Here is a 23,485-nt window from a genome sequence, read left to right on the forward strand (position 1 = left end):
GTTAGTTCATAGAGCGGCGCAATTGCGTGAATCGCGCCTGATAATACAGCGCTCTATCTGCATCACCAGCATCATTATAATATTTTGCGGCAATTTCGAAACATTCTATCAATCGATTGGTTAACTCAAGCGAGGCAAAATGCTTTATGGCAATATCAAGCGCAGTTGTCGCTTTGTCCTGGCCTGTGGCGATACGCCAAACCAGATTGTGATAAATAACAAAAGACAGCACTTCTATGTTGTTCAGTGCTTTGTCGGCTTTGAACTTGAAAAGTGTCTGAATGTCTTTTTCAGCCTGTAACCAGTCAATCCTGGATTGTGCATATTGCCAGCCGACCCAACGGTAATAAATGCGTTTTTCAACGTCTTCGGCAAACTGGATTTGTAATTGTTCTACCAATGCCAGCGCCTGAGCTTGCTCTCCTTTGGCATAAGCCAGCTTACTGCGCATAAAGTCAATCGCTGGTTTCAGCTCTGTGCGCTCATTTTTGTCAAACATGACTGCCTCTGTAATTTTATCCTCGGCTTGTGTTGTTTGTCCTTGGTTAATGTATACCGCAGCCTGTTTGAGTCGAGCCAACCCCATTTGTTGTACATCATGTCTTCTGCTGGCGTAGCGATAGGCATTATCGTAGTAACGCAAAGCCAGCTGATACTTGCCCAGCTTCCGCTGATTGTCTCCTTGCTCCAGCCAGGCCGCAGCCTGGCGTTTGAACCGGGTGACCTGATAGTCTCGCTCGGGTGCCGAAGAACACCCCGACAACCCAAGTAAGCAGATCAGAGATAGCCAAATCATTTTAATCATGCATTTCTATCTCCCCATTCTTAACCGGGGTACTGATCCCATCTCTGAATACCGGATGGTTGTTCAATGCCTCCAGAGTTTTTTCCATTTGTTCAAGCACCTGCTGCACACTATGGACAGTCAACGTAAACTGTTCACGCTCACCGTGCACATCTTTAAGCATTTGCTGCATCACTGTCAGGTTGGCATTGAGGTTATGAAGCACCAAGGGTAACTGACTATCAGTGATCTCTTTAACAAGTTCGGTGGGCTGACCATAAGTTGTTAACGTACTTTGTGCCTGAGTTAGCATGCCATCTGTCTTTACCAGCGTCTGATTTAACTGAGCCAGTAATTGCGGCATCTGGGCAAGCCATACCTGGCTTTGTTTTAGTGTTTTTTCAGCCTCGGGCAACAACTCACTTTCTCGCAGCTCTTCACTGACGATCATGATATGATCACTGATCTTTGCGACCCTGTCGAGCGCTCTGAACAAAGACCCAGCTTCCGGGTTATCCTCTTTTTGCAGATTCTGTAACAACTCCTGAATACTGGATAAAATAGATTCCACATCGTCTTTTGAGCGAGACACGTAACCCGCTGTCAGATACTGTTTTCCCAGTGCACTGTTAATATGGGGTACCAATGCCCTGCAGGCAAAGCCACAAAAGGGCCGACTTTATCAGGCTCAGGCAAAATCAGATCTAATGTCGTGACTTCATCAAAAATAGGGTGTTGCTCACCGGTCAGCAGCGCATACTTGACCACCTTAGTGCTGTATTCCTGAAATACCCAAAACTCCACATCAATTTCATTGCTTTGCAAATTTAGCCGGTAATCATCTATACGCCCTATCTCCATACCTTTAAAGTATATCGCCGGCAAAGCGCTCAGTCCCCGGGCATTATCTAATACGGTTTTGTAGTAAACCTTGTCTGCAAAAGTGTGATTATTCACCAGGATCATGATACAAAATGTGGCAAGCAACAGCACGCCGGTAAGGCTAAATGCAATCACTATCCTATTGGCATTTTTGGGCTTGTGCTGCATGCGTTCCCCCCAAAGCTAATTCTTCCGGTAACCCAAGCTGAAGCTGCTGGTCCGCTAAGCTCACTATCAACTCCTGGCGATTAGAGCAGAGAATTAAAGTTGTGCCTTTTTCTTTAAGGTGCTTAAGTAGTGCCAGCTCATGACGGCACCAGTGTCTGTCGACCTGCGCCATAGGCGCGTCCCAGATCAACGCCTTTGGTTCCATGATCAAGGCTCTCGCTAACCCTGCCAGAGATGCCAACCCTGACGAGAGTCGATCAGTGCGTTGATCCAAATACTGCGTCAAACCAAACTCTTCACAAATCCCATGCACCTTTTGCAACTTTTCATCGTGACTTAATCGGCTGTGGTGACGATTCAGTGGCAGCAACAGGTTTTCTTCCAGAGTCAGATTAGATATCAATGCGCAGACCTGAAAAATAACCCCCAGATCGCGACGAAAACGCGCATATTGCAGCGCAGTCATTGCTGGCATTTCAATGTCATCAATCAGCACTGTCCCTTGCTGAGGTCGGGTGATATCACAAATGATACTGAATAGCAGCGACTTGCCACTGCCAGAGCGACCAGTGATCAGCAGGCACTGCCCGCTTTCAACAGTGATGCTGATATTAGCCAATATGGGTTGTTCAGCCAGGCTGTGACTGATATTTCTAAGTTCTATTTTCATCACCAGTCACTCATTAGCGCAAAGTACAGCAAAGTGAACAGTACGTGGATAATGCACAGGGCAATCAATCCACGGCCAACGGCTTTTATGTTTCGTTGCGGCACCTCAGTGATCGCACTTTTGACGGTCAGACCGTGATAGCTGGCTATCAGGCTAATCATCAACCCGGAAAATGCGACTTTGGCCAGCATAATCACCATATCCAGCCAATGTAGCTGCGCCATTAACTTAACAAAGAAAGTGCTCACAGGAATCGATGCAAACGCGTTACTCACCAAATAGCCACCAAAAATGCCACAGGCAACAAAGTAACTCATCAACAGGATCAAGGACGCGACCATACCCAAAACCCGGGGTGCAACCAGATACGAAATTGGTGACACCCCCATTGCTATCAGTGCGTCAATTTCCTTGCGCACTACCATGTTGCCCAACTCAGTGGTAATTGCCGTGCCCGAACGTGCCAACACCACAAAACACACAATGAAAGGACCGAGATCTCTTACAATTGTTGATATTAAAATGGCATAGATCCATTTGACCTGGCCGATAGAAGACAGCAAAGGGTAGCCCTGAACAATGATTAAAGCCCCAATTAACAAAGCAATTAACATAACGAGCCCAAGGGCCTCAACTCCGGTGAAGCGGATCTGTCGTAGTAAGATTTCCAGGCTAATAGAACGGTTGCGATGAAAGACTAAAAAGTCTGAAACCACATAAGCCGAAAAAGGCAAAAATCCATAATTAATCATTACTGCTCCCTATTGTATTGGTACAACAGACACAGCATGCTCTGGCCCTAATTGATTCAGTTAACTTTAAGCGTAGCAGTAATTTGCTTTATTACAGTGAACAAAAAGTGATTACTTGGTGAACTGTGGTTTATGTTGATAATTAGCACGCAAGTTGGGCACTCAGAGGGATTTTTCCATCGTATAATTAATCAAAGTGACGCCGTGCCTCACAATTTCATTGCGTTTTACCATTGCAAAACCACGCGCTGCAAAAAAGCGACGTGCAGGTTTAGAAGCTTCGACATACAGCCGAGGCAACCCCTGCTCTTTGGCCTGCGCTTCTAACTTACGGTAGAGCGCGCTTGCAATGCCCTGCCCCTGAAACTCTGGGTGCGTATAGGCGCAATCGATATGACCATCATCATCCAGCTCAATAAAACCTGCAACACGTTCATTGATCAGGGCAACCCAGGGACGCTTGTTTGCCAACCGCTGTGACCAAAATGCATAGTCGGGCGGTGTTGGCGCCCACACGGCTTTTTGCGCCTGAGTGTAGTCGTCTTTAGCAATTGCATGCACTGCACTATGAAATAAGTCTGCAATTTCTCTGGCCCAGCTACTTTGATAACGCTTAATATCCATCTACTCCCTCATATCCAACGTCTTGTAATTAATCAGGATAACACTTTATTTAACAATGATATAAGTTTTAATCTGACGCGTTGTTCAATGAGCTGCGCTTAACAGGGCGACCTCGTCTCGTTTGATGCGGGTCAATGTAACATCAAATGGCTATGCTAGGATAATCACTCTAATCGTGCTCATCCAGTCAGGGATATTGTTATGACAGACATTCAAACTCCAGATGCTCCAGCCAATCTGCTGCAAAAAAAGCGGCTCTGGTTACAAATAGTGGTCGCGTTGATACTCGGCATTACCATTGGTTTACTGCTGTCTCCGCAAGGCATGGCGCTGGTCAGTCAATCTGCAGCAATGGACATTGCTCAATGGGTTGCACTACCCGGGCGTGTGTTTCTCGCCCTGATCCAGATGGTGGTTATCCCACTAGTGCTTTCCTCAATCATTCTGGGTATCGCAGGTAATAAAGATACTGCGTTTTTAAAAAAAGTGGGGATTCGTATCTTACCCTACTTTGTCACAACCACTTTCGTCGCGGTCATTCTGGGTCTAGCTGTGGTCTACCTCATTGAACCGGGTAACTATGTCGACAGCGCCCTGTTCAACGCAATTGCCGATCAGCCTGCGCAAGTCGTGTCGACCCAAGTAACGCAGAGCTCGCTGCCAGATAAAGTAGCGGCCATTATCCCTGCGAATCCAACTCAGTCCACATTGGATAAAGACATGTTCGCCATCGTCATTTATGCCAGTTTTATTGGTATGGCGTTGACCACATTGGCCGCACAACGTAAGGCACTGATGATAGATTTTATGGACGGGATCCAGTCTGTCTCATTACAAATTGTGAACTGGGCCATGCTACTGGCTCCCCTTGCAGTGTTTGGTCTGCTTTGTGATATCACAATCCGTATTGGCGTAGATGCCCTGATTGGCGTATCTGCTTACGTTGCCACAGTATTATTGGGACTCGCCGGGCTATTACTCATATATACTCTGGTCGCTTCATTTGTTGCCAAAGTACACCCCATGGCTTTTTTAAAAGCCATCCGAAGCGCACAATTGCTTGCGTTTTCAACCTCTAGTTCCGCAGCCGTAATGCCATTATCAATGCGCACAGCCCAGGAACAACTGGGGGTAAAAAAACCAATAGTACAATTTATTATACCACTTGGCGCCACCATCAACATGGATGGTACGGCACTTTACCAGGTGGTTGCAGCTATTTTCCTCACCCAGGTCTTCGGTGTGGATTTATCTGTGAATCAGGTGGTATTGCTCATTCTCACCACTGTGGGCGCATCCATCGGCTCACCCAGTACACCCGGGGTCGGCATCGTGATCCTCGCTTCTGTGCTTGCTAGTTTTGGTATACCAGCAACCGGCATTGCGCTTATTCTCGGTGTCGACCGTATTCTGGATATGTGCCGCACGGTTATTAACGTCAGTGGTGATCTGACTGCCTGTGTGGTGATGAACCGCTGGTTGAGAAATGAAACATCTTTGGTTGAACGGGTGCGAACAGGCGACGATGAGGTTGTAACCAGCTAACGTTCCGGGCGCGAGGCTCAAATCATTGCTTATGCGCCCATATTCGCCACAAGTGAGGTACAGATGTTTTGTCCTCACCTGTGAAGAGTGCCTCACTTATTACCACATTACTTTCCTTGCAAACTTTCAATCTCCTGCCAAATTGACTCTGCCTCTGCTGTGAGCATCGCATAACCACGAATATCACCATTACGCTGTGCATGCATGGCTTGCTCTAGCTTAGCATCATAGGCCTTACGTAGCTTTTTGGCCGGATCACGTTTTAAGAACTGAAACATTACAATATTTTCCTGATGGCAAATTTTACCTGTTAAACGAGCCTCAAACCTCTGAGGATCATCGCATAGTCGAAACTATGCCTGTTCAAAGTACTGACAAGCACCGCTAATGGACCACTTTTGCAGACTGTAATCTGCTGTAATTGCCCTGGTACATAGCATGACCTATAAAGTTCCAGATAATACCGATTCAGACAATCACAACGGCTCAATCCCTGATCACTACTTGCGAACCAAAAGGACCAATATCATGACTGAAATTTCGACCATGCCTTTACCTGCGCCTATAAATTGGGACGAAAAAAGTTCGGAAGCAGAACTACATATACTGGGGCTGGATGGCGTATTTTTAGAAAATCAGCTCAATTTGCTGTGGTATCTCGAGGCACTGGCAGAGGTATGTTCTGAGATAAGCCTTGCCAGACGTAAAGACATAGCGACTTTCTGGCAGCCCTACTTATACAGAGAGCCCGGATTTACGCTGCAAAACTTCTTTTCTCAATGGTTAACTTATACCCCAACACCGGACAATCCGGGTTTATACATCGAATACTGGGACTATCTGGTCAATACCGAATCCGGTTTAAAGCTGGCCAATGACGGCTATTTCAGAGGCTGGTTTCGGCAGTTTCTGAACTTTCATGGTGACTGGATAAACAGCACATCGTCAACGGATACTTTAAGTGCCTGGATGAAGTACACCGGTACAGAAGAGCACCCATTTAATATTGATCATTATGAGCGCCCGGATCCACATAGTCCACAAGGGGGGTTCCAGTCCTTTAATCAGTTCTTCTTACGTAATCTCAAGCCCGGACAGCGGCCTTTGTGCAACTGTGCAAGTGACAGTGGTGTCGTGATCTCTCCCTGTGACGGTGGCGTGTTTTTTTTAGATAGAGGCAGCAATGAGCGCAACGAAAGCCTGGCAAGCAACCGCTACTTGCTACCAGGTAAATCGGGTGATCATTTTAATCTGATTGAAGCTATCCCAGGCTATGGGCGGTGCTTTGTCGGTGGTCCTCTACTTGACATTCTGCTCTGGTTTACCGATTACCACCATTTCCACGCCCCCGTATCCGGCACTGTCATAGAGCAGGGTTTGTATGAGGGCTCTTATAATTATGACTTTGACAATTTTAACCCGCGACACCCCTATGATCCGCTACCACCAAAAAACAGCGATAAAGTTGGTTGGTACCAAAAACTGGGTAAGCATCAGCGTTATGTCTGGGTGATTAAAACACCTGATCTGGGGTTAGTCGCCATGGTTGCGATTGGCTTTTGGGGTGTGGGCAGCATAGTCAACGCCATTGAAACCGGTGCAGACATTGAAAAAGGCCAGTTTATGGGCCACTTTGGCTATGGCGGTTCTTCTATCGTGCTGGCTTTTGAGCCAGGCAGGAACTATCAATTTAAAGTAGGCGATCAGCCTGTGCGCGGACCGAATGAACCAACCCTTATGAAGGTAAGAGAATGCCTGGGTCGCGCTGTGCCTCCACTTGAGTGGTAATGGCAAGGAATCAAGATAGATACAACCCCGGGGACTGGATTAGCCTGTTAAGATAAAATCGACAGTCCCCGACATCCATGCGACAGGTATTGTACTCCACTGGCGTCCTTGCGAGGGAGAGGCACGCAATAGATGCAGTATTAACCTTGCTTGACCTCTAACATTGCGTCCATACCATAAGCGCCGTAGATATGTTGCATCGCCTTTTCTCTGGCTTCATTGACAGCTTCAATAACCGGATTCAGACCGGTGCCGTCTACCGTTGTTCTGAACGGGCGTGCTGAAACTTGCGTCTGCAATAACTGTAATACAGCGTCAGCAACCATTTGCGGGCTGGGTGCATTTTCAGCATCGTGACCCTGTTCTGTACCCGCCCACATTTGTTCTGGTGCATCAGCATGTTCGCCATAACTTTCAGTTACAGCTTTATCACTGGATCTCAGCAAATTCGCACCAAAGTCTGTGCCAAAACCACCTGGCTGTACGATGAGTGACTGAATACCAAACTGAGACAACTCAACCCGATAGTTTTCCGCCAGACCTTCTACCGCATGTTTGGTCGCGTTGTACGAGCCCAGGAATGGCAGCACGAACTGGCCCAAAATACTGGAAATCTGGATTAAAGTGCCCTGCCCACGCTGTTTCATATGCGGTAATAAAGCCCGCGTCATGCGCTGTACACCAAAAACATTGATATCAAACACACGCTTGAAGTCTTCAATGTTAAAACTCTCTTGCCAGCCAAGCGTACCAACGCCTGCATTGTTAATCAAAACATCGATATGTCCTGCCTGCTCAAGTGCAGCATTCACGCCCATTGCAACGCTATCATCGTCGGTAACATCAATATCAATTACATAAACCCCTTTACTTCTGAGCTCATTGGCAACCGATGCATTGCGTCCTTGTGGGTCACGCATAGTGCCTGTTACCGTAAAGCCGTGGTCTGACAGTGTATTTGCAATAAGATAGCCAAACCCGCTGTTTGATCCGGTCACTAAAACTGATTGTGTCATGGTATTCTCCAGAATTTTTAAATTTTGTCTGTCTGGCGTACAGCTCGAGACAAGGCAGCTGTACGCATTTTGGGCTACACCTGAATGTAGCTTTATTATTAGTCCAACTGCTTAAGTAACGCCTGCGCTACTCCAACTGACGACTTGTTGTTTTGACCGGTGATCAGCTCACGGTCGATAACAATATGCGGCTGCCAGTCTTTTTCACTCCGTGAATAATCTCCGCCGGCTTTGGTCAGCGCGTCTTGAGGCCAGTAATACAATTCGTCACCCCCCAGATAATATTGAGTTGCAACGGCTTCCTCAGAGTTACTGAATGTAGTCATGCGATATCCCTCATAAACCCAGCCCTCTGCGGGTTTGGCATTTTTATCTGACTTCATTGCTACTTCGAATTCAGCGGCATTTGGCAAAGCTGAGAGCAAGGCAACCGGGCCATGACAGACCAAACCTGTGGGTTTTTTCTGCGCATTAAAGTGGCGCAGAAACTCCCCCAGCTGTGGGTTAGCAACCAGGTCACCCAGTGGTGCGTGGCCACCCGGCACAAAGACCGCATCAAATTTATCAATACCAATTTGTTCTATGCGGGCAAAACTGACAACAGGACTGTCGGTCTTATCATCAATTTTGAGTTGGTTGAATAAGGCCTTATGAGCCTGATAATTCGACTTGCTGACGTCCAGAAAATGATCTGGTGTATCTGATACAGGATCGAGTCTTGGTGCCATACCTTTAGGTGAAGCGAAGGTCAGTGTGTGACCTGCATCCAGAAACAACTTAACCGGTTCCATTAATTCGTTCAGATAAACACCTGTTTTGTAGTCGTAACCATTTTTCAATGTCATTTGCGCAGTGTCCGACATAACCACCAGGATCTCATCGGCCAGGGTCAGTGGGCTTGCAATCAATGCTGTCAGTGCTGCGAGTGTTTTTAATTTCATGTTCATCTCCTGAAGTTTGATGATGTGTGTTCTTAACTTGGGTCTAGAATAAGCCGCCCAACTTCATTAATGAAATTAATTGCTTTAATATAGACATGAATGTGAGTAATAACTCTTGGAGAGGTAGGCATGAGTAATATTTCGGATATCGAGCTCAATCAGCTGCGTCTGTTACAGTTAATATTTGAGACTAAAAACCTGACACGAGCCGGCGAGCGTGCCGGTCTGACGCAATCAGCAGTCAGCCATACGCTGAAAAAGCTACGCCACAGCTTTAATGATTCGTTGGTTATTCGACAGGGCAATAAATTGATCCTGACACCACGTGCAGAATACCTGCAATCCCAGCTCAATCGCTGGTTAAATGACTTTGAACGCCATATTCTTACTCAGGAGCAGTTTGATCCTGCTCACTCCAGCCGTACTTTTTTTATCGCCACCAGCGATCTGGTAGAGCAATCACTGGCCCCGGTTTTAATCCCACATCTAAGCAAAGTGGCCCCTAATATTCAGGTGGTATTTGCCAAGCTCGATAAACGGGGTTTTGCAAGCCAAATTGAAAGTGGTGAGGTTGATTTTTCAATCAGCGTTATCGAGTCTAGCCATCCCGCTCTGATGGTTACGACCTTGTATAAAGACGACTATGTGTCAGTAGTAAGGCAAGATCACCCTTGTCTGAGTTCTGTACTCGACCTGGCCGGTTACTGCCGCTATCCGCATATTCTGGCGGGCACTGGTAAAGATATTCGGGGAACCGTGGACGACGCGCTGGACAAACTGGGACATACCCGTAAAGTTCAATATAAAGTGGCTAACTTCTCAAGTGCCCCATACATTGTCGAAACCAGTGATGCCATATTCACAGCACCACGCAAATTCATTGAGGCAGTGAGTGCCAAGTTCAATATTGCAGTGTTTGAACCACCTCTATCAGTCCCGCCGTTTTCGATGAAAATGTACTGGGATATTCGCAACAAAGACGATCAGGCTAGCCGCTGGTTCAGACAGGAAATCATCTCTGTCGCGCGTCAAACAACACCTTAGACAATACAAGCATTTGCTCAGCTAAAAAGGCGCTGATCCAATTAATTTTATTGGCAAATATCTGGCGTGAAGCGGAAATTCCTGTAATAGCCTGTAATGGTTTAGGGGGAATATTTGGTCCATTATTTTTGCATACCGTTATCACTCGCACTCTCTGTACTCATACCGCAGGGAGTATGCGCGTAACCTTTGAATTAACCCGTCGAACTGACATCGACATATCACGCTCATCAGAGCCTGTTGTTAATGTTCGGCGTAAAAATAAGGACTATGCAATGACTAGCAAGACCCAAAAATCATCCGTTCGCCCCTACCCGGAACTCAAAGGCAACGAACCCACGGTACCGCAATTCGGGATACTCGATAAACTTCATGGCACCTGGGTTAACTGGAAAGGCGGCCCTAAAGGCTTGCACACTACGCCAATGCCCTCTCCCGGTACTTCCTCAGAAACCGTATTTGGGGTTTTTCATTTCAAATCGCAACAATACCGAGAGCAGTTAACCTTTTCTAAAGTAAACGCGCCGGTTCGCAACCGTGCAGGCTCCAATGAACAGTTTAATGGCCCGGTCAAGTACGAAACAGCCATCATTGATAACAACGATGATCTGCAACATTTTGAGAACGGCATGTACTTATGGTTGGGCGATAACACTATGCCATGGGAAGAAAATGGTCAGTATCAAAACCCGCGTACTATGTTCTCTCGCCCTTCAACCGCTGCAACCGTTGATGAAGACGGCGGCGTTCCGGTCATTGGCCCAGGCGAACAAGGTCCTCAATTTGTTCCACCTCACTCTATTTCTCGCTCAGGAGTGATCCCCCATGGCACCACCATTCACCTGACTGGCAACGTTACCCATTTTGATCAGAACCAGAAACCCAAGCCACCTGAAAGACCTGAAATTGCAAAGCTTTGGGAGCAACCCTACCTGTCTATTTCTCCGACTATGGGTATAGATCCCGAACGCGACCTGATCCCGGGCAGCCTGAAAAAGCCAGACTGGACGACCAAACCACGGGACCAGCAAATAGACTACCCAGACCAACCCGAGGCGCATCAGGGGGTTAACAGTGCCCGCGCTTATTTCCTGAATATCTTTAACTACAATAAGTATGGTGCCAAGTTCCCCTACACAGTTCAGCCAAATCTGTTGCTTTCAGAGTTTAATGAAGGATTAAACTTCAAAAGCTATGATCTGATCGAGTTAGACAGCAAGCATGACACTGGGGTGCAGGGTGCAACCGTCAATAATGTTATGATTGAGCGCTACTGTCGTGTGGTCCGCATGCGCCATCGCATGTGGCTGGAGCGCATCGAACTGGAAAATGGAAAAGAGATAGATCAGTTGCAGTACGAGCAAATCGTGGATTTTGAATTTATGTTTGGTGCCAGTGGTGAAACCACTCAGTGGCCACATATTCAGGTCAACACATTACGACGTCTGGAAGATATCCCTGAAGAAGATCAATATGACGCTATCAAGCTACCTGAAGAAGATGAACCCGTTACCAAACCCGAAGCCCGGGTACATTGCATGAACCATAAAGCGAAGTAAGGTAACCAGACTAAGTGCAACTCCTGTCAGCAAATACTTGCAGCAGTTGCACTTAGGAATCATGGTCATTTTTGGCGTTTCTATTATATAGTTCAGGCAGCATAACCTGCGATAAAAGCGGGTAATAAGCCACCGGCGCTGTGTTTTTAGTCACTTATTTGCTGATGCCGATCCAGTTGAAAAAATCCCAAGGAGTGTTATCAGCGCATAGCTGTTGCCTTTCCTCCCAGTCTTGATTAATTGTTTGCCTGGAGCGTTCAACAAGCTCTCCGCCAGAGAAAACATACACCATCGCATCGTACGTATACCCCGTTTGAAGTGGTTCATCGTCTTTGGTCTTGCAATATGTCGGCACTATTTCACCCAGTCGCACCTCTATCTTTTCACTAAACCAGCTTGCTTTGACTGGATAAGCGCTTTGACCAAAAAATGGCACGGGGTCAATTAAAGGTGGGGTCTGAGAACATGAATCCTGCACCAGCGAGGTTAACCAAAGCTTACCTTCCTTTAATTCCCAGCTCCCTTTATAACCTCGCCAGTTCGCTGTACACCACCCTCTGTCAACCAGCTTAGCCTGAATGTCATCGTAGTTGTAAAGTGACTCGAGGGGAAACAGCTCTATGCCATGCGCCTGCCCTTCGACAACAAAGACTTCCCTGACTTGGTGTGTAGCAAGGCACATCCCACTGTATAACAGCAACACAGGCAAAAGGTAGTTATGCATAACGCCTCACTATGCCCCTAATCGGGCGCACATCTATCGGATACGGGGTATTTAAACGGCTTACACATTTATAAACAAGGTCTTTTATTTTCATGTCTATCAACTCATCGAGTTGAGCAGGGGAAAAGTCCTTGGCTGTTCTGACACTTGCCAACTCTCAACCACAACCACAACTACAACTACAACTACAACTACAACTACAACTACAACTACAACTACAACTACAACTACAACTACAACTACAACTATTCAATGATAAAAATAAAATAGACACATAAAAAAGAACCACATTGGCACGCATACTGCTAGCAATTGACGGCTGCTCAATCTGGCAGTTTTAAACCGAGCCTGTGGCCTTTAACACAGTCTCAGACAATTCATTTTTTCCTAAGGAGTAGAGTAAAATGAAACAACTTTTAATTTCCACCGCCCTTTCGGTTTGCGGCACTTTCTGCTTTTCTTCTCAAGCAAGTAATTTAGACTCTCAGCTTCAGGCTAAGCTGGACGAAGCTTACTATCTTTATGATTCCGGGCACTACCAGGAAGCACTGGACAATGTTCACTGGTTGGTCGAAAAAGGCGTGGCGTTGGATCACGATTTTTATGGCTACCGGCTGGGTATCGTTTTTCCACTTTGGCGTAACCTGGCGCAAGACTTTGAGCCAGCTCGCATCAGTTTTAATCAGCTACTTGAGTCCAGTGTCGAAGACGCCGTTAACTCGCCACAAAACTGTGCGGCTTTTGACGATGCTCGCTCACTACTGAGGCTTCAACATCGTGTTACCGATATCATCTCTGTGCTGGAGCAAAAAGAAGCGACATATCCTCAGGTGTGGTCTCGTTGCTGGGATGATACGGCCACACTTGATGCTGTAGAGTTGACGTCTAAACCTCTGATAGATGCCTATGTTGGCGATTTATCTGATCACTTTTCTGCACACTATATTCCTAGAATTGAGCAATATTACAGCCAATGCTCAAAAGATGAGGATTATCGCGAGGCATGTCAGGAGGGAGTAAAAGAACACCTGAATGCAGTCTCATATGCATTTCGACACGCGGCCATGACCCATTACGGCCTGAATGAGGCGGGTCAGGTCGGTGCACTGACCCTTGCACTTTTATTGAAGTGGCAAGAGCAAGGCAACTAAACCCGCTCTTCTTCCCTATGAGAGGCAATTAATTGCCTCTTTTTACGAGCATTTTTCGAACTTTCAGATTCATCCTACTCTTGTATCGCCAACTCACCGCTTTTCTAACACCTGTATCATGGCTTCAGCCACTGCCACCGAGGATAGATAGTTCTGCCCGGTGATCAGTCGCCCATCTATTTCTACAAAAGGTTTATTACGCTCTCCATGGCGAAAATCACCGCCCCGCGCCTTGATGCGCTCGCCAATCATAAATGGAAACTCTTTCAGGTACTCAGCCCCGGCACGTTCAAAAGATTCGGGGTAGCCACTGACACGCCTGTTAGCGACCAGATATTCTCCGTTGCTCAATTTCAGATTAACAATACCGGCTGTACCATGACAGACCGAAGATACAATGCCATTATTCTGCTCGAAGACCGCCATCGCAATTGCCTGAACTCCGTGATGTTCTGCAACCTCATACATGGCATTGCTGCCGCCCAGGTAATGCACCGCTTGATATTCAGAGGCGTCCACTTCCTCAGGTGCAAAGCTGTTGCCTATGGCATACATAAATTCGGGTCGTAAAGATACTGCTTATGAATTGGAATTGACGTATTAACATAAGCCAGGCTTAACGCCCCACCTCGGGTACTCATAAAGTCTACCTCATACCCGGCTTTGATAAATGTATCGTAGGCATAGACAAGCTCAGAAAAACTGGTCCCTGCTGGTAAGTCACTGTCACCATGAAAACTGGCACTGGATGCAATGAAGAGAATTTTTTTACCCTTATACTGGGTACTTTGGTCCGTTGCTGTCTTACTCACTATCTGCCATTTCCCTGCAATCTGTTTGAGCAAGACATGATCTATATATGCCTGGTAAGGAGGCGCTACCGTAATTTTCAACCGAGCCATGGCGATATCTCCGTCTATTTTCACAGAGAGTACTTTGCCCCGACGGTTACGATTGTTCAGCGGCTTAAACCAGCTACTGTATTGCTCCATCGATACCGTCCAGAACGGTTTAGTATCGTGAGACAACAGTAGCTGAGCTTGCGGATGAAAGGCATTTTTGATTTGGCCAGGCTGCCCCGTTTCAGTCCCCTGTATATAATCATTTAGAGCACGCAAAACACCGGCCTCGTCATCAGCCAGACTGCTGCCACTAAATAGCAGGCATAGCAAGATTAGCAGGTGTCTCAAAAGAATATTCATGGTGTTTCTCCGGTTAACTTAATGTCACCTCACCATAAAACATAACCTTTAAAAACAAGCTCCTGGATTATAATCTAAGTGTTCAGAATGATAATTTGGCAGACTTTGCACGAAACTGATTGGGAGTTTGACCACATTGTTTTTTAAACGCCGTATAAAATGTCGAGCTGGCATTGAAGCCACACAGTTCAGCAACTTCCTCAATTGTCATGTTCTGGTTCTGTATTAACAGCTTCTGAGCGTACTTTACTCGATAGCCATTAAGATATTGATTAAAATTACAACCGTGTTGCTGGTTCAAATGCTGAGACAATTTTGTATGACTAACACCTAAACGTTTGGCTAACCTGGGTAAGGACATAGAGGGATCTGTGAATAGCTGCTGCTCATTCATCAAGTTCTCCAGCGTCGCAGAAATTTCCGCATTCTGTTGCGGTGAAATAAGTTGTGTCGCGTATTTTTCTTTGCCTCTGCTCTGGCCAGAAAAAACCACAATGCTGAGATACAACACCATGGAAAATGACAAAGCCCCAACAATGTAAGACGTATAGGCTGAGGTAAAATAGGCAAACCAGATAAGCGCTCCACCACTAAGCGCGATAAAAGGCAAGTCTCGCCATACTAAGCGGTCCGGATAGGATTTTAACTCAGCCAGTTTGTGCCGGTACACCCAAGCCGATGCCAAAAGGTAACCAAGCCAGACATAGCTTGAGCCGCGATACACCCAGGTTTGCCACAATTCAGGGTAATTATGATAAGGGTACATCACGCCAACTACAGCAACCAAAACAAGCCACAATGCAAAGTGTCCGCGCAGTTGCCAGCGGGCTTTGTTTGGATAAAGGCTACGAAAACAAAACGAAAAAAGGCTCGGTCCAATTAAACAGCAGGCACTCAGCCCCAGCTGCAAAAAGTCTCTGCTCAGCCCCGGGCTAAAGTAAAACGCAACCGACTTGCCAATCCGAATACTGAGCATAATCAACAGCAAAGACAGCCAGGGGGCAGCGGCTATTTCCCTGCGTTTATGATAAACCCAGGTAGCCAGTAAAACGCCATTAAATGCCCCAAGTGAGGCGAAGAAAAACAGAAAGTAGCGCGAAAATTCCATTACGATATTGTTTTAATTACAGACCTCTGAACTATCGCATATCAATCTGGCTGAGCCAAGGGTGATAGGGCCTGAGGGCCCACTAAAGTGATGCACCTAGCGTAGTTTACTCAGTCCCCTCGCTCCTTTCCCTCTCAATCACCTGGATGGTTCTTTCTACAAACCGTTTGTAGGCTGTGTCTGGTAAAAACGGCACCTTGCCTTGTACATTAAATCTGGCGACAATTTTCTTGCTCTCATTCTCTGCCATAATTTTCTCAACACTGTAGCCTTTTTGTCTGAACACACGTACGGTTTCCACCCACTGGAGCGTATTTGTTCGGAATTCACGCAGTGACGTTTTATCTGACAAAGCGCCATGCCCGGGAACAATCAAACTCTGCTCATCCCCAACCTGTAAAATGATCTCGATGGCATCTTTAAAGCCCTGCACCCCACCCGCATAAAAGGTGGGATGCCAGCTGGTATCAAACACATCTCCGACAAAAATCGTGTTACTCGGCTTGTGATAGAAAACGTTGTCTGTCGAGGTGTGAGACTTAACCATAACACGGGTGACCCCGGCCAGCTTAGCATCACCTTCAACAAGCTGGGCCCCACGCGCCATAAAATAAGCATTGCCTCCCGAGTGGTCTTCATGATTATGCGTATTTAAAATATGGGTAACGGGTTTGTGGTGAATTTCACTTACAGTTTTAAATAACCGGGCTAAGTTAGTTTTACCTGGCATAGGATCGACCAGTACCAGGCCTTTGGCGGTTTTAAACAACCCAATATTTGTGCCGTAGTCTTGCTCAGTGAGAATGTGCAGGTGTTGCGATACGGGCTGTACCTGAATATTAGCAGCAAGTGTTACAAAACTCGCAGCAAGAATTGGCGTTATCAACAATGCTTTTAACATGGTCAACATGACTCCCTTTCTTATTATTGTGAGGCACAAGCGGTCTGTACCGGTTTACCGTGTTACTATGATTAAGTATAAATTAGCGTTAACATCTAGCTTCTATTCGACCAAAGGAATGAAGCCTGATGAACAGCGTACTCTTGTTTTTAATTTGCGTACTGAGCTGCTCGCTCGCCTATGCAAAAAGTGAGGTTCACTCTGCACCATTAGAGTTTGCCCACACTCTGACATTCAACTCTCAAATACTGAAACAGAATCGCTCAGTAAACGTCTATTTACCAGCAGAATACCAAAAAAATACACAACAAACCTACCCGGTTATTTACCTGCTGGACGGTTCAAAAGATGAAGACTTTATTCACATTGCCGGATTGGTGCAATTTGCCAACTTTCCCTGGCTAAACTTTCTTCCACCCAGCATTGTTGTGGGTATCAGTAATCAGGACAGAAAACGGGATTTCACCACCCAAAGTAACAATGCACTGGATAAACGTGACCTGCCGACCCACGGTGGCGCAAAATCATTTATCGCATTTCTACAAGATGAACTGCGCCCGATGATAGAGAAGCGTTACCGTACCAACCAATCAGATACCCTGATCGGTCAATCGTTGGGAGGCTTACTTGCCAGTGAAATTCTGTTTCATCACACGCCATTGTTTGATCACTATGTCATTGTCAGTCCCAGTTTGTGGTGGGACAACGAGTCATTACTCGCCAGTAAATTCACCCCCACCAGTCTGCCAAAGTCTGTTTACATTGCGGTAGGTAAAGAAGGTAACGTAATGGAGCGTGTTGCGAAACAGCTACACGATAAAATAGCCACTCAGCTTAAGGGCAAAAGCCAGTTGCATTTTCGTTATTTTGAAGACCTGGATCACGGAGATACCCTACACCTGGCGGTATATGACGCATTTAAAAAAGTTGACTACAAATAGAGAATATATGAGCCCAGTTTCATTGAAACAATACAGTGAAACTAATGATTACGCTAATGGCCCTGCGCAAACATCCATTCTTGAGCTGGGTGCACAATCACAGCATTCAGTTTGACTGGGCGCGATAAACACTGGGACCACACATAATCCCAGGTTTGATTTACCGTTTTAGCAGACAACTTTTTCCACTTTTGTGATGCAAAGTTCATATTAGCCGCGTATATTGTTTGGTTCTGTTTTTTTGTAGTAATGATGTTATGCGCAGTTATGTATTTCTGGCCATGCTGGCCCCTGCTTTTGCTCACTCAGCTGATATACAGCTTAATTACCTGGACGAATTTATTGTTCCTGCTGACTTACAGCTCAATGGCGACAAGGTCGGTGGCTTATCCAGCATTGAATACACCAACGGCAAATATTTGCTGATAGCAGATGACTCTAAAAACCCACGCTATTTTCAGGCAAGTATCAGTATAAGCGGCAAGAAGATTAAGCAGGTTCAATTCGAAAAGTCTTTACCTCTGCTGGATAACAAAACGCACTCAGACGTTGTTGATCCTGAAAGCCTGCGCGTAGCCCCGGGCAGCGGCGATATTATCTGGACCAGCGAGGGAAGTATAAAATACAAACATGCACCCGCGATTTTTATGCAAACAACGCAAGGCCGCGTGAGTTTCGAATTGCCCAATATGTTCGACATAGCCAAAAGTTCAGGGCCAAGGCACAACGCGGTGTTTGAAGGCTTAACTGTTGCGCATTCGGGCCAAGGCATTTGGGTGTCTGCAGAAGGCGCATTGAAACAAGACGGTGAAGAGTCTACCATCGAGCACGGCAGTATGGTCCGTATCTCCTATTTTGATTTTGCCTCGAAAAAAATGCAAAAGCAGTTTGCTTATTATCTTGAGCCTATGGTCAATCGCCCAGAGGCAAAACCCGATGCATTTCGCACCACGGGTTTGGTTGAGATATTACAGGTTAATGAGCACCAGTTTTTAACTATGGAACGTTCATACACGTCAGGCATAGCGGACGGCGGCAATGATGTCAGCATTTACCTTATAGATACAACAGGTACAACTGACACCAGCCGGATGACAACATTAAAAAACCAGGCTTTGCGCCCTGCCAGCAAGACTTTATTGCTGGATATGGCCACCATCAAACATCAGCTAAACTCCAAACACATTGATAACCTTGAAGGAATGACCTTTGGCCCTGTACTAAACAATGGCAAGCGAAGCTTAGTGATGGTATCCGATGATAATTTTAACGTGCATGGTAAACAGCTAAGTCAGATTTTGTTATTTGAGGTTGATACTGCCCAACCCCGACGTTAAGTCCATTAGGTGAGCACCATTATTTTTTGAGCTTTGTTCTAATTTACTGGCATGGTTCTGGGCCAATCTTGAAGTCTTTTAACGTCGATGTACCTGAAGCGGCTTTTTCATCCGAACAATTAATCAACTAACACTCTGAATAACAACACTGTTATAAGATATAGGTTTTAAGAAAAAAGCCCCACAGCTAACTGTGGGGCTTTTTTGAAGCTATATTAAACATTCTGAAAAGTATTAGCCTTGTGTCGCTCTTCCCTGCCATTCAATTTATGAATTCCTTATCGAATAGATGGCCCATAACTTGGTGGCCTGTTTTCTGGTGCCTGGCCAAATGCTTCGTTTGGCGTATCACTCAAAGTAAAGTCCAGTGTCACAGGCGTGTTGATATAAGACTCATCAATCCAGCTATTCAACGTCGCTTTTCCGTTTATTTTCAAAGCCTCAATGTAAATATGCTCACCCGAAGCCTGCGGCGCGTTCAGTGTTAAATTGCCTATTCTGGCCTTTTTAAACTGAGGGCTGGACAATACCAAGTCTGCACGGCCCGGATACTTAGGGTATAACCCAAGGCTGCTGAATACGTACCAGGATGACATCTGGCCAAGATCGTCCTGTCCGGGAATGCCATCAGGTGTATCCAGCCAGAGATCCTGCATTGTTTGACGTACCGTCTGCTGTGTTTTGTATGCCTCACCAGTATGCAGATACATCCAGGGAGACAATATAGATGGCTGGTTTGAAACATCGGAAAACTCAGCAGAATCTCGATACAGCACCCAGGTACCGTCAGGCTTGCGGAAATGACTATCAAGCCGCTGGCTCATCGCCTGTTCACCACCCAACACTTTCGCAAGCCCGGCACCATCGTGCGGGATCATCCACAGGTATTGAGCCGGACTGCCCTCGACAAACAAGTGACCCGAGAAAGGATCAAAGTCACCCTTCCAGCTGCCGTCTTTATTGCGCCCCTGAATATAGCCCAATGATTCTGTTGCGGCCGGGTTGTAAATATTGCGCCAAAAGCCGGCTTCGTTTACAAAACGAGATGCATCCTTGTGCTTACCCAGACGCGCTGCCAGTTGAGACAAAGAAAAGTAGCTGGATGCTTGTTCAAGCGTTTCCGAAGCACCTTCCCAGCTGTTTGATTGATCTGATATAAAGCCTAATTGTTGCCACTGATCTAAAGAGGGTTTTTGACCACGACAAAATACCGGGCAACCAACATCAGATAAGTCAAACTCTGTCGGCTCGGTCGCGGCTTTGTATAAAGAGTCATATGCTCCGGCGACATCAAAGTCATTCGCTCCAAATGCCACAAAATTGGCAATCGCAATAGTCGATGGATCGCCACTCATCACGCCCGTTGGTCCGGCATTGTGGGTCCAGCGATCCCATATACCGTTAAACTGATTTGCCTGATTAAATAACGACTGAGCAATATCACTGCCACGCTTTTTGTCTAACAAAGTCACCAGCTGTAATTGAGAGCGATAGACGTCCCACCCGGAAAAATTGGCGTATTGCTGAGTTTGGCTCCCTTGGACCGAATGAACCTGCTGATCAAATCCCATGTACTGGCCGTTTGCGTCTGAAAAAACATTGGGATGATATAAGCTGTGGTATAAGGCCGTGTAGAAGACGCTCAGCTTACTGGCATCATCAGACTCAACACTCACTTTGGAAAGCTCTTCTTCCCAAGCGTTTTGCGCATTTTGACGCACTTGAGCAAAACTTTGTTCTGACTGCTCTTTTTGCAGATTTTCTCGTGCATTATCCAGGCTCACGTATGAAATGCCGACACGCATCTGTACCGTTTCTCCCGAGTTCATATCGAGATCGACCCAGACACCCGACCCTTTACCTATATCTGGCCAGCCATTGTCACCATACCCCATTCCCCCTTGTGAGGAATTCTGCCCAGCAAAAACCTCCTCGTCTTTCCACGCGCCTGAGCCAGAGATAGGCTTATCCAGCTTGGCAACAAAATGCAGGGTGTAATAATCTCTGCGATTATACTCCCCCAGATAACCACAGAAGTTTCCGGAAGTTACGTACCCGGTAATTTCGCCCTTACTGGCGTTGACCTTTACATAAGCGTCGCCACTACCAAGCTGAGAGTAAGCTGTTCTGAATAGCAATTTAGCGTTGTCGGCCTGTTCAAACGTAAAATTCGCGATACCAGTGCGGGTTGTCGCGGAAAGCTCGACGTTCACCCCATTATCAAGCCCAACCTGATAGTAACCAGGCGTCGCTGTTTCATTGTCATGACTAAAGCCGGCACTATAGTATGCGTTAATCGGGTCAGTCGCGGGAGAAAAAGTCATCTCTTTGGTGAAAGGCATGACGGGAATATCGCCGGATGCACCCAGACACCCGGTACCAGATAAACGGGTAAAGGAGAACCCTTTTACACGACTTGCCTGATAGTTATAGCCACCGGGAGAAACGGGTACACGCTTCTTTTCTTCCAGAATCTTCTTTGCGATCCCTTCCGACTCCGCCAGCAAGTCTTCGGTGTAGGCATGCTCAGGACCAAAGTTAAACATACCGAATGGGACCAAAGCGCCTGGAGAAACATTGCCAGCCTGTCTGTGATTGAATGGGCCCTTAGTTCCTATCAAAGGATCGACATACGACACCACATCGGACACGTAATTTGATTGCATGTTTATGCTCTGTTTTGCACTCTTGTCTGTTGTACTGGGTGCTTGACCACACGCCACCAGGATAGCAGACGCGAGTGCTGCCAGGGCCAGATGTCTGGCCGGTTTGTTTTGATTCATGACTGATTCCCACCAAAATGGATCGTTCCAATTTTTGTTTTTGATATTGATTAATTGGCGGGCACAGTGCCACTATTTTAGGTATTTGTACAAATTTAATGCGCTGGTTTGAAGGTTATAAGCGATAACCTGCACTTTGAAAACAGCCCAATAAGAATTGAAAAATACATTCAGACTGTGTGTCTTACGCTCAATGCATATCATTTGATAAGCCTGTGCATTACATATTGAAAGCGTTTTTCTGGTTTGGGTCAGCAAAAGTCTATCACTACCAGCTTACTCTGGGGCCATCATTTAAAATACACATCGACTATTTATTAACTAACTTTCTTTGCAAATACACAGCTGTTAGATTCATATCGACCTATACTCAGCAAAGTGCTTTTTTTAAACACGCTACAAGAACGAGCCTTAATGACACGCGTTCATTCAGTTTGTATTGCTTAAAACAGACAACACAATAAGGTAATTTGCTATGTCAGGGGTACACATTCCCAGTGAACAAATTGGTTCTATTCCCAGAAACCGGTGTTTGATAGACGCTTATAAAGACTACAAACAGGGAAAAATTAGCTATGCACACCTTAACGACATTGCAGAACGTGAAACGTGCCAGGTGATCTGTGAATTAGAAAGCCTGGGTTGTGAGGTAGTAAGTGATGGTGAGCAACGAAAGTTTGACGGCTTTGCTCATTATTGTCTGCACAACTCTCCCAGCTATTCTGATCAGGGCCTATTGGTTGATTTTAATGACGGCCACACCCGAGTTTTTGCACCGCACCTTAAGGTAGCACCATTTCGCTATGAACACACCGCTGATGAATTTCTCGCTTTTGCGCTCAAGCATGCCAATGTACCGGTCAAACAGGCAGTTATCTCCCCCTCTATGCTGAGCCTGGTGTATCCACCTCAGGGGATTGAAGACTACGATCATGAACGCTTTGTGGCCGATCTTGTCAACGAGCACGTCGGCGAAGTCAGGCGCTGCCTTGATCTGGGTGCCCATAAAGTGCAGCTCGACTTCACCGAAGCGAGGCTTTCCTTAAAGCTGGATCCGTCTGGCCAGACGCTCAAGTCTTTTGTCGAGCTTATTAACAAATGCCTGTCTCACTTTAGTGACGAAGAAAGGCAGCGTATCGGTATTCATACCTGCCCTGGTGCCGACATTGACTCAACACACAGTGCCGACATCGACTATAAGTATCTGTTACCTACTCTGTTTGAAATTAATGCTGGTAACTTTTACGTCGCACTCAGGGGTGAAGCAAACCCCAAGAAAACGCTTAAGCTCATTAGTCGTATCCTTAAGCCCTTCCAGCGCGTTTTTATTGGCGTGATCAACCCAAATAGTACTGAGTTAGAAAGCCCCGAATCGGTCAGGGACTTGGTGTTACTGGCCACTGAGTTTATTCCCGTTTCGCAGCTTGGTACCTGCGACGATTGTGGCTTTTCGCCATTTGCCGATGACAGCTCCACCACCAGAGAGTTAGTCTACAATAAAATAAGGTCCCGGCTTGTAGGGACAAAGCAGGCCGAAGAGCATCTCAATACAAAAAGTTAGAAAT

24 protein-coding genes are annotated in these 23,485 nt (G+C 46.3%); 9 read left to right on the forward strand and 15 right to left on the reverse strand.

The window, feature by feature from the left end; translation table 11 throughout:
* Position 1 precedes the first annotated feature (1 nt).
* The 6 genes from ELR70_RS15665 to ELR70_RS15690 form a co-directional block, all read right to left on the reverse strand.
* Entirely contained in the window at positions 2-805 is an 804-nt protein-coding gene (locus tag ELR70_RS15665) for a hypothetical protein (RefSeq protein ID WP_054017594.1), read from the reverse strand.
* The gene (locus tag ELR70_RS15670; protein ID WP_128064627.1) at positions 798-1,376 is read right to left on the reverse strand and encodes a hypothetical protein; all 579 of its coding nucleotides are present in this window, start codon (positions 1,374-1,376) and stop codon (positions 798-800) included. Before ELR70_RS15670 ends, ELR70_RS15665 begins: the two co-directional genes overlap by 8 nt.
* Positions 1,377-1,387: 11 nt before the next feature.
* Positions 1,388-1,834, reverse strand: a complete 447-nt coding sequence (locus tag ELR70_RS15675) for an MlaD family protein (RefSeq protein WP_128064628.1) — start codon at positions 1,832-1,834, stop codon at positions 1,388-1,390.
* Positions 1,806-2,504: an ATP-binding cassette domain-containing protein gene (locus ELR70_RS15680; protein ID WP_054017592.1), complete on the reverse strand. Its 699-nt coding sequence runs from the start codon at positions 2,502-2,504 to the stop codon at positions 1,806-1,808. The genes ELR70_RS15675 and ELR70_RS15680 overlap by 29 nt, the downstream gene beginning before the upstream one ends.
* Positions 2,504-3,256 (reverse strand): ABC transporter permease, encoded by a 753-nt coding sequence (locus ELR70_RS15685; RefSeq protein WP_054017591.1) that lies wholly within the window; start codon positions 3,254-3,256, stop codon positions 2,504-2,506. Before ELR70_RS15685 ends, ELR70_RS15680 begins: the two co-directional genes overlap by 1 nt.
* A gap of 162 nt (positions 3,257-3,418) precedes the next feature.
* The gene (locus tag ELR70_RS15690) at positions 3,419-3,880 is read right to left on the reverse strand and encodes a GNAT family N-acetyltransferase (protein ID WP_054017590.1); all 462 of its coding nucleotides are present in this window, start codon (positions 3,878-3,880) and stop codon (positions 3,419-3,421) included.
* Positions 3,881-4,081: 201 nt separating this feature from the next.
* Between ELR70_RS15690 and ELR70_RS15695 the strand changes: the two genes are divergently transcribed.
* Complete coding sequence (locus ELR70_RS15695) at positions 4,082-5,425, forward strand: dicarboxylate/amino acid:cation symporter (RefSeq protein ID WP_054017589.1); 1,344 nt, start codon at positions 4,082-4,084, stop codon at positions 5,423-5,425.
* A 107-nt stretch (positions 5,426-5,532) separates the two neighbouring features.
* On the opposite strand, the gene ELR70_RS15700 is transcribed toward ELR70_RS15695, so the two are convergent.
* The gene (locus ELR70_RS15700; protein WP_128064629.1) at positions 5,533-5,703 is read right to left on the reverse strand and encodes a DUF6435 family protein; all 171 of its coding nucleotides are present in this window, start codon (positions 5,701-5,703) and stop codon (positions 5,533-5,535) included.
* 250 nt (positions 5,704-5,953) lie between these two features.
* Here ELR70_RS15700 and ELR70_RS15705 point away from each other — a divergent pair, with 250 nt between their 5' ends.
* Entirely contained in the window at positions 5,954-7,213 is a 1,260-nt protein-coding gene (locus tag ELR70_RS15705) for a phosphatidylserine decarboxylase (RefSeq protein ID WP_160317430.1), read from the forward strand.
* A gap of 140 nt (positions 7,214-7,353) precedes the next feature.
* Here the strand turns inward: ELR70_RS15705 and ELR70_RS15710 are convergent, their stop codons facing one another.
* The gene (locus ELR70_RS15710) at positions 7,354-8,229 is read right to left on the reverse strand and encodes an SDR family oxidoreductase (RefSeq protein ID WP_054017587.1); all 876 of its coding nucleotides are present in this window, start codon (positions 8,227-8,229) and stop codon (positions 7,354-7,356) included.
* 98 nt (positions 8,230-8,327) lie between these two features.
* A complete protein-coding gene (locus ELR70_RS15715) occupies positions 8,328-9,170 on the reverse strand; it encodes a type 1 glutamine amidotransferase domain-containing protein (protein ID WP_054017586.1) in 843 nt (280 codons plus the stop codon).
* A gap of 129 nt (positions 9,171-9,299) precedes the next feature.
* Here ELR70_RS15715 and ELR70_RS15720 point away from each other — a divergent pair, with 129 nt between their 5' ends.
* Positions 9,300-10,214 carry a LysR family transcriptional regulator gene (locus ELR70_RS15720; RefSeq protein WP_054017585.1) on the forward strand — a complete coding sequence of 305 codons (915 nt, stop codon included), beginning with the start codon at positions 9,300-9,302 and terminating at the stop codon, positions 10,212-10,214.
* A gap of 275 nt (positions 10,215-10,489) precedes the next feature.
* The gene (locus ELR70_RS15725; RefSeq protein WP_128064630.1) at positions 10,490-11,773 is read left to right on the forward strand and encodes a peroxidase, FMP-type; all 1,284 of its coding nucleotides are present in this window, start codon (positions 10,490-10,492) and stop codon (positions 11,771-11,773) included.
* A 154-nt stretch (positions 11,774-11,927) separates the two neighbouring features.
* On the opposite strand, the gene ELR70_RS15730 is transcribed toward ELR70_RS15725, so the two are convergent.
* Entirely contained in the window at positions 11,928-12,497 is a 570-nt protein-coding gene (locus ELR70_RS15730) for a hypothetical protein (RefSeq protein ID WP_054017583.1), read from the reverse strand.
* A gap of 131 nt (positions 12,498-12,628) precedes the next feature.
* Here ELR70_RS15730 and ELR70_RS24910 point away from each other — a divergent pair, with 131 nt between their 5' ends.
* Together ELR70_RS24910 and ELR70_RS15735 are read left to right on the forward strand one after the other, a co-directional pair.
* Positions 12,629-12,775, forward strand: a complete 147-nt coding sequence (locus ELR70_RS24910; RefSeq protein WP_164881455.1) for a hypothetical protein — start codon at positions 12,629-12,631, stop codon at positions 12,773-12,775.
* Positions 12,776-12,901: 126 nt separating this feature from the next.
* Complete coding sequence (locus ELR70_RS15735) at positions 12,902-13,648, forward strand: hypothetical protein (protein WP_054017582.1); 747 nt, start codon at positions 12,902-12,904, stop codon at positions 13,646-13,648.
* Between the two features lie 93 nt (positions 13,649-13,741).
* On the opposite strand, the gene ELR70_RS25445 is transcribed toward ELR70_RS15735, so the two are convergent.
* The 4 genes from ELR70_RS25445 to ELR70_RS15750 all read right to left on the reverse strand — a co-directional run bounded on the left by ELR70_RS25445 (position 13,742) and on the right by ELR70_RS15750 (position 16,868).
* Entirely contained in the window at positions 13,742-14,203 is a 462-nt protein-coding gene (locus tag ELR70_RS25445) for a type 1 glutamine amidotransferase domain-containing protein (RefSeq protein ID WP_241566312.1), read from the reverse strand.
* Positions 14,191-14,850 carry a nuclear transport factor 2 family protein gene (locus ELR70_RS25450; protein WP_241566313.1) on the reverse strand — a complete coding sequence of 220 codons (660 nt, stop codon included), beginning with the start codon at positions 14,848-14,850 and terminating at the stop codon, positions 14,191-14,193. The genes ELR70_RS25445 and ELR70_RS25450 overlap by 13 nt, the downstream gene beginning before the upstream one ends.
* Before the next feature lie 82 nt (positions 14,851-14,932).
* Positions 14,933-15,958 (reverse strand): helix-turn-helix domain-containing protein, encoded by a 1,026-nt coding sequence (locus tag ELR70_RS15745; RefSeq protein ID WP_054017580.1) that lies wholly within the window; start codon positions 15,956-15,958, stop codon positions 14,933-14,935.
* A gap of 106 nt (positions 15,959-16,064) precedes the next feature.
* Positions 16,065-16,868, reverse strand: a complete 804-nt coding sequence (locus ELR70_RS15750) for an MBL fold metallo-hydrolase (RefSeq protein WP_235577156.1) — start codon at positions 16,866-16,868, stop codon at positions 16,065-16,067.
* Between the two features lie 119 nt (positions 16,869-16,987).
* On the opposite strand from ELR70_RS15750, the gene ELR70_RS15755 reads away from it, so the two are divergent.
* Entirely contained in the window at positions 16,988-17,800 is an 813-nt protein-coding gene (locus tag ELR70_RS15755; protein ID WP_054017579.1) for an alpha/beta hydrolase-fold protein, read from the forward strand.
* 257 nt (positions 17,801-18,057) lie between these two features.
* Positions 18,058-19,137, forward strand: coding sequence for an esterase-like activity of phytase family protein (locus tag ELR70_RS15760; protein WP_054017578.1), 1,080 nt, complete (start codon positions 18,058-18,060; stop codon positions 19,135-19,137).
* Positions 19,138-19,415: 278 nt separating this feature from the next.
* Here the strand turns inward: ELR70_RS15760 and ELR70_RS15765 are convergent, their stop codons facing one another.
* Complete coding sequence (locus tag ELR70_RS15765) at positions 19,416-21,920, reverse strand: GH92 family glycosyl hydrolase (protein ID WP_054017577.1); 2,505 nt, start codon at positions 21,918-21,920, stop codon at positions 19,416-19,418.
* 475 nt (positions 21,921-22,395) lie between these two features.
* On the opposite strand from ELR70_RS15765, the gene ELR70_RS15770 reads away from it, so the two are divergent.
* Positions 22,396-23,481, forward strand: coding sequence for a 5-methyltetrahydropteroyltriglutamate--homocysteine methyltransferase (locus ELR70_RS15770; RefSeq protein WP_054017576.1), 1,086 nt, complete (start codon positions 22,396-22,398; stop codon positions 23,479-23,481).
* The last annotated feature ends 4 nt before the right edge of the window (positions 23,482-23,485 follow it).

It is taken from the genome of Pseudoalteromonas sp. R3 (genome assembly GCF_004014715.1).
In the GTDB taxonomy this organism is placed as follows: Bacteria; Pseudomonadota; Gammaproteobacteria; order Enterobacterales; family Alteromonadaceae; genus Pseudoalteromonas.